This is a genomic window from Mesorhizobium sp. M2C.T.Ca.TU.002.02.1.1 (assembly GCF_003997225.1).
The window spans coordinates 1-1,560 of the sequence record NZ_RZTO01001119.1 but is presented as its reverse complement, the minus strand read 5'-3'; the positions used below and the strand labels follow the sequence as shown (position 1 = coordinate 1,560).

The window sequence follows — 1,560 nt, the reverse complement described above, 5'->3', positions numbered from 1 at the left end:
GAGCAGTTCCGCATCCTGTTCCTCGACAAGAAGAACGGGCTGATCGCCGACGAGGTGCAGCAGACCGGCACCGTCGACCACACGCCGGTCTATCCGCGCGAGGTGGTGAAGCGCGCGCTCGAGCTCTCCGCCAGCGCCGTCATCCTGGTGCACAACCACCCTTCCGGGGATCCCACACCCTCCCGCGCGGACATCGAGATGACCAAGCAGATCATCGATACGGCGAAGCCCCTCGGCATTGCCGTGCACGACCACATCATCATCGGTCGCAAGGGCAATGCCTCGATGAAGGGCCTGCTGCTGATCTGAAATGGGAAGAACCGACATGTCTCTGCACGGCAAGGAACCGTGGCCGCTCGACAAGGCGCGCGCCGCCCTGCTGGTCATCGACATGCAGAGCGACTTCGTCGATGAAGGCGCGGTGATGGAAGTGGCAATGGCCCGGCACCGCATTCCGGTCATGCGGCAGGTGATCGACCTGTGCCGAGCACATGGTGTTCCGGTGATCTACACGCAGCATGTCTTGAGCGACCATTTCGACATATCGCCGCTCGAAACCGCCTACCAGCCAAGGCTGAAGGCCAAGGGCATGCGCGAAGGCAGCGCCGGCACGGAGATCGTCGCGGAACTCGCTCCCTTGCCGGGTGAGGTGATCATCAAGAAGCACCGCTATGACGCTTTCCACAACACCCAGCTGGAAACGGTGCTGCGCAACATCCGCGGCGCCGGCCAGGTCGACACCGTCATCATCATCGGCACGGTGACCAGCATCTGCTGCGAATCGACGGCCCGCAGCGCCTTCATGCGCGACTACAAAGTGGCTTTCGTCAGCGACGCCAATGGCGGGCTGGACGAGGCATCGCACAATGCCACGCTCGCTATCATCGGCAAGGTGTTCGGACGCGTGATGACGGCTGCGGAGCTGGCAGGCTTGTTTTAGGCGGCAACCTTCAAGGCGGATCGGTCTTGCAGCTCGCTGCGATCTGGCCGATCGCCTCGGAGAGACCGGCGAGCTCGAAATCGGCCTCGCCGCGCCCCGACAGCAGGCCGAAGCGCCATGACAGCGTCAGCCGGTTCGCCGAAACCAGACGCCTGATGCCGTCGTCTCCATCCCTGACCAGCGTTCTGCCGCGCGGGCCGACCGACCAGCTTTCATCGGTTTTGCCGCCGCCATCGACAATGACGGAGATGGTGATCTTGCGGCTGGCGGAGACGGCGTCATTGAGTTGGAGCCGTTCGCTCCACCGCGGCTGGCCGTCGGGCCGGCAAGCCAAGGTCAGCACCGGACTGTAGCCCAGCGCCCCGCCCCCGGTGATCAGCTTGTTGCTGGCATGCAGCGATGCCGTGATCTGGCCATCGTCGCCGGCGCCGACGCTCCAATTGCCGAGATCCGGCTCGGCCCGCGCGGCGCCGGTTGCTGCGGCAAACAAGAGCGCCGCGGCGGCAACCACGTCTCCCATCATGAACCCCAGCCTCACCAATGCCTCCAAACACCCGCGAATGCGATGAAACGCAGATAATGTTCAACGGCTGGTATCGCCAGCGGCGGCTCATCAAGAC

At 64.1% G+C, this 1,560-nt stretch carries 3 protein-coding genes; 2 read left to right on the top strand and 1 reads right to left on the bottom strand.

The annotated features are described in order from the left end of the window. Together radC and EOD07_RS33925 are read left to right on the top strand one after the other, a co-directional pair. A partial coding sequence (gene radC / locus EOD07_RS33930) for a DNA repair protein RadC (RefSeq protein WP_127238311.1) occupies positions 1-309 on the top strand: 309 nt, incomplete at its 5' end. A gap of 16 nt (positions 310-325) precedes the next feature. After that, on the top strand, positions 326-940 hold the full coding sequence (locus EOD07_RS33925; protein WP_164772815.1) for an isochorismatase family cysteine hydrolase: 615 nt from the start codon (positions 326-328) through the stop codon (positions 938-940). A 10-nt stretch (positions 941-950) separates the two neighbouring features. On the opposite strand, the gene EOD07_RS33920 is transcribed toward EOD07_RS33925, so the two are convergent. Further along, a complete protein-coding gene (locus EOD07_RS33920; protein ID WP_245470599.1) occupies positions 951-1,478 on the bottom strand; it encodes a hypothetical protein in 528 nt (175 codons plus the stop codon). Between the last annotated feature and the right edge of the window lie 82 nt (positions 1,479-1,560).

Excerpts from the sequence above, each read along its gene's own strand:
- EOD07_RS33925 (WP_164772815.1), top strand. The coding sequence starts at position 326 with ATGTCTCTGCACGGCAAGGAACCGTGGCCGCTCGACAAGGCGCGCGCC.